Annotated in this window: 3 protein-coding genes and 1 pseudogene; 2 read left to right on the forward strand and 2 right to left on the reverse strand. The window is 67.6% G+C overall.

What is annotated here, in order from left to right; translation table 11 throughout:
• A pseudogene (locus tag Q0105_RS20560) lies at positions 1 to 268 on the reverse strand (twitching motility protein PilT); the annotation flags it as partial.
• Positions 269 to 305: 37 nt separating this feature from the next.
• Between Q0105_RS20560 and Q0105_RS20565 the strand changes: the two are divergent.
• Positions 306 to 1,028 carry a YggS family pyridoxal phosphate-dependent enzyme gene (locus tag Q0105_RS20565; protein ID WP_298214614.1) on the forward strand — a complete coding sequence of 241 codons (723 nt, stop codon included), beginning with the start codon at positions 306 to 308 and terminating at the stop codon, positions 1,026 to 1,028.
• A gap of 6 nt (positions 1,029 to 1,034) precedes the next feature.
• Here Q0105_RS20565 and ltaE read toward each other — a convergent pair whose 3' ends face one another.
• Complete coding sequence (gene ltaE, locus Q0105_RS20570; RefSeq protein WP_298214616.1) at positions 1,035 to 2,105, reverse strand: low-specificity L-threonine aldolase; 1,071 nt, start codon at positions 2,103 to 2,105, stop codon at positions 1,035 to 1,037.
• Positions 2,106 to 2,267: 162 nt separating this feature from the next.
• On the opposite strand from ltaE, the gene Q0105_RS20575 reads away from it, so the two are divergent.
• Positions 2,268 to 5,170 (forward strand): carboxyl transferase domain-containing protein (locus Q0105_RS20575; protein WP_298214618.1); only part of this gene is annotated, 2,903 nt, incomplete at its 3' end.

Genomic DNA, 5,170 nt, shown 5'->3' on the forward strand with positions numbered 1-5,170 from the left:
GGTTCTGGTTGAAGGCGTTGACGCGGAAACGGGCCAGGCCTTCGATCTCGAACGAGAAGTCCACTTCCAGGAATTCTTCATACGTCTTGCGCTGCGAGTCGCTCATGATGTCGTACACCATGCCGTGGACGGTCTTGTGGTCCAGCGCATCGACGTTGATGCGCCGCACGTCGCCGTGAACCCGGATCATGGGCGGCAGACCGGCGGAAAGGTGCAGGTCGGAGGCCTTGTTTTTGACGCTGAACGCGAGCAATTGGGTAATGTCCACGGGGTCCCTCTATCGTTTGGTACGCTTGCCAATCATTATGACCACGATTGCTAACAACCTCCAACAGGTTCTGGACAGGATGGCGCAAGCGTGTAAAGCCGCTGGGCGCCCCCCGGCCAGCGTCGGCCTGCTGGCCGTTTCGAAGACTTTTGGCGCCGATGCGGTGCTGGAGGCCGTGGCCGCAGGCCAGCGCGCCTTTGGCGAGAACTACATCCAGGAAGGCGTGGACAAGATCGCCGCGCTGCGCGCCGCCGCGCCAGATGCCGCACTGCAGTGGCACTGCATCGGCCCCATCCAGAGCAACAAGACCCGGCCTGTGGCCGAACATTTCGACTGGGTGCACACCGTGGACCGGCTCAAGATCGCCGAACGCCTGTCGGCCCAGCGCCCCGAGCATTTGCCGCCGCTACAGATATGTATCCAGGTCAATATCGACGGCGGCCCCACCAAGTCGGGCGTAGCGCCCGCCGAGGCGCTGGCGCTGGCGCGGGCTGTGGCAAAGCTGCCACGCCTTGTGGTGCGCGGGCTCATGGCCATCCCGGACCACGCTCCTGAATATGAAGCGCAAAAGGCAATCCACATGAGCGCTAGACGGCTTTTTGACCAGATTGCTGCGCTGGGTGAGCCAGGCCTTGCGCAGTTCGACACCTTGTCTTTGGGCATGACGGCTGACCTGCAGGCGGCCATCGAGGCGGGCAGCACCCTGGTGCGCGTGGGCACGGGCATTTTTGGCGGCAGAAGCTACCCTGCTGCCGCCTGATGCGTTTCAGCCCGGCAGCGTGAAGCGCGCCACACAATCCAGCGCAGTGTCCACGTCGGCCTGGGTCACATCCAGATGTGTCACCCAGCGCAACCGGGTGGCGACGCCATAGAGGCTGCTGGTCACGCGCACGCCGTTCTGTGCCAGCCAGGCGTTGAATGCCGGTGCCACATCGGCGTGCAGATCGGTGAACAAAATATTGGTCTGCCAGGGTTGCACCGTGATGCGGCCCTGTAGCGCCGGGTGGCTGCGGTTGGCTTCAGCGAGGCCTTGGGCCAGCCGGTTCAAATTGGCATGGTCGTCGGCCAGGCGGCGCACATGGTGCTGCAGCGCGTGGTGGCCCGCAGCCGCCAGAACGCCCGCCTGGCGCATGCCGCCGCCCAGAATTTTGCGCGTGCGGCGCGCCTGGCGGATAAAGCCCTGCGTGCCCAGCACCAACGAGCCCACGGGCGCGCCCAGCCCCTTGCTCAGGCACAGCGACACCGAGTCGAAATGGCTGCACAGGCTGCGCGCCTCGGCATACACATCTGTGCCGTTGCGCGCGGCGTTGGCCGTAGCGGCATTGAACAGACGCGCGCCGTCCAGGTGCAGCGCCAGGCCGCGTTGTTTTGCCAGTTGCGCCACCTCAGCGATGTAGGCGGGCGGCAGCACCTGGCCGCCGGTGGTGTTTTCCAGCACGATGAGCCGCGTGCGCGCAAAGTGTGGGTCGTCGGGCTTGATGGCGGCGGCGATGTCGGCCACGCGCAGCGTGCCGTCCGACTGGGTTTCTACGGGCTGGGGCTGGATGGAGCCCAGCACCGCCATGCCACCCGCCTCCCAGCGGTAGGTGTGCCAGCTCTGGCCCACAATGGCCTCGTCGCCGCGCTGGCAGTGGCCCCACAGCGCGATCAGGTTGGTCTGCGTGCCCGACGGGGCGAACAGCGCGGCCTCGAAGCCCAGCAATTCGGCCGCGTGCGCCTGCAGCGCATTCACCGAGGGATCGTCGGCAAACACGTCGTCGCCCAGCGGGGCATTGAACATGGCCTCGCGCATGGCAGGCGTGGGCTGGGTGACGGTGTCGCTGCGAAAGTCCGGCATGGTCGTCCTGAAAGCAAAAGGCGCATCGTAGCGGCGCCCGCCATCAGCGTGGGGATCGGGGGCTTTGGGCGAGGCTGTCGCTTGTTTGCCAGCTGCGCATGGCAGTCGCCGCCAGAATGCGATGCCACCACAGGAAGGAACTCCCGCATGACCGAACGCCCCCTGTTTGCCAAGGTTCTCGTCGCCAACCGGGGAGAAATTGCCCTGCGCATCGTGCGGGCGCTGCATGACCTGGGGCTGCCCAGCGTGGCCGTGTTTGCTGACGACGATGCAGCCAGCCCCCATGTGCAGGCGGCCGACAGCGCCGTGGCGTTGAACGCCAACGGCGCTGCGGCGTACCTGGATGGCGCACGCCTTATCGAGATCGCCAAGGCACTAGGCTGCGATGCCGTGCACCCTGGCTACGGCTTCTTGAGCGAGCGCGCCGACTTCGCGCGCGCTTGCGCCGACGCGGGGTTGCGCTTCATCGGCCCCACGCCCGCGCAACTGGCGCTGTTTGGCGACAAGGCCCAGGCCCGCGCGCTGGCGCAGCAGCAGGGCGTGCCACTTTTGCCGGGCACCCAGGCGGCGGTGTCACTGCAGGAGGCGCAGGCCTTCTTTGCGCAGCATGCCAGCGCGGGCATCGTGATCAAGGCGATTGGCGGTGGCGGCGGGCGCGGCATGCGTGCGGTGTCGTCGGCGGATGAACTGCCCGCCGCCTACGCCCGCTGCCGCAGCGAGGCACAGGCCGCATTCGGCGTGGATGGGGTGTATGTGGAGCGCCTGATGCCCAACGCACGCCATATCGAGGTGCAGGTGCTGGGCGACGGGCGCAGCGTGCTGGCGCTGGGCGAGCGCGAGTGCACGCTGCAGCGGCGTTTTCAGAAGGTGGTGGAAATCGCGCCCAGCCCTTCGCTGCCTGCGCCGCTGCGCGAACGCATCACCGCCGCCGCGCTGGCCATGGCGCGTGCGGTGGCTTACGAGGGCCTGGGCACGTTCGAGTTTTTGGTGGACCTGGCCTCTGCCGAGCTGCCCTTCGTTTTCATCGAATGCAACCCGCGCCTGCAGGTGGAGCACACCATCACCGAGGAGGTCACGGGCGTGGACCTGGTGCAGGCCCAGATCGCGCTGGCGGCGGGCTGCACGCTCAAGGACATCGACCTGGACCCCGCCGCACCACCCGCCGTTTTGGGCTTTGCCGTGCAGTGGCGCATCAACGCCGAGACGCTGGATGCGCAGGGCGGTGCGGTGCCGGGCAGCGGCATGCTCACGCGTTTTGACCTGCCCACAGGCCCCGGCATCCGTGTGGACACGCACGGCGTGGCGGGCGCCACGCCCTCTCCGCACTACGACACGCTGCTGGCCAAGCTCATCGTGCACACACGCAGCCCGCGTTTTGCCGATGTGCTGCGCCGCTCGCAGCGTGCGCTGGCCGAATGCCACATCGACGGCGTAGCCACCAACCTCGCGCTGCTGCAGGCCCTGGCCGCGCGGCCCGAGGTGGAGAGTCAGCAGGTCCATACGCGCTGGCTGGAGTCGGTGTTGGCAGAGTTGTTGAATGCTTCTAAAAGCATAGCTGTTTGCGCTTATCCAATAAGCGCTAGAGGCCAAAAAGACCAAAATAATTCATCTCCAGCGCCCGAAGGCGCCGTGCTGGCGCCCATGCCTGCCAGGCTGGTGCAGCTCAGCGTGGCCGAGGGCGACCTGGTGGCTGCGGGCGCGGAACTGGCCGTGCTCGAAGCCATGAAGATGGAGCATGTGCTGCACGCGCCCCATGCGGGCCGGGTGGGCGCGCTGCTGGCCGTGGCCGGGGGTTACCTGGCGCAGGGGCAGCCGATTGTGGTGCTCGATGCCGTCGCGGGCGCTGCCGATGCCGAAGTGCAGGGCCGTGCATCGCACGACCCCGACCATGTCCGCCCCGACCTGCAACGCGTGCTGGACCGCCACGCCTTCACCCTCGACGCCGCCCGCCCGGAGGCCATCGCCAAGCGCCACGCGCAAGGTGGCCGCACCGCGCGCGAGAACATTGCTGACCTGTGCGACGAGGGCAGCTTCATCGAATACGGAGCCCTCGCCATCGCCGCGCAGACGCGCCGCCGCAGCCTGGATGACCTGATCGCCAACACGCCGGCCGATGGCATGGTGACGGGCATCGGCGGCATCAATGGCGCGCTGTTCGGGCCGGAGCAATCGCGCGCCGTCGTCATGTCTTACGACGCCACCGTGCTCGCAGGCACCCAGGGCGCGCGCAACCACGCCAAGACCGACCGCATGCTGGGCATTGCCCTTGCGCAAAAGCTGCCCGTGGTGCTGTTTGCCGAAGGCGGCGGCGGGCGGCCGGGCGACACCGACATGCCCATCGTGGCCGGGCTGCATGTGCACACCTTTGCCCGCTACGCGGCGCTGTCGGGCCAGGTGCCGGTGATCGGCATTGCGGCAGGGCGCTGTTTTGCAGGCAATGCAGCGCTGCTGGGCTGCAGCGACGTCATCATCGCCACGTGCGGCAGCAATATCGGCATGGGCGGGCCTGCCATGGTCGAAGGTGGCGGGCTGGGCGTCTTCAAGCCCGAGCAGATCGGACCGAGCCGCGTGCAGCACGCCAATGGCGTGATCGACCTGCTGGTGGAGGATGAGGCGGGCGCCGTGGTGGCTGCGCGGCACTACCTGTCGTTCTTTCAGGGCCGTACCACAGAGTGGTCCACGTCCGACCCGCGCGCCTTGCGGTCCGTGGTGCCCGAAAACCGCCTGCGCGTGTACGACACCCGCACCGCGCTGGCGGGTCTGGTGGACGACGGCAGTTTGCTGCTTCTGCGCACCGGTTTTGGCGCAGGCATTCACACGGCCCTGGCGCGCATCGAAGGCCGCCCGGTGGGCCTGCTGGCCAACAACCCGCAACACCTGGGCGGCGCCATCGACGCCGATGCGGCCGACAAGGGCGCGCGCTTCATGCAGCTGTGCAATGCGCATGGCCTGCCCATCGTGAGCCTGGTGGACACGCCCGGATTCATGGTCGGCCCCGAGGTTGAAGCCACGGCCCAGGTGCGCCACGTGAGCCGCCTGTTCGTCACCGCCGCCAGCCTGCGCGT

The organism is Acidovorax sp., from assembly GCF_027492855.1.
Taxonomy (GTDB): domain Bacteria; phylum Pseudomonadota; class Gammaproteobacteria; order Burkholderiales; family Burkholderiaceae_C; genus Acidovorax.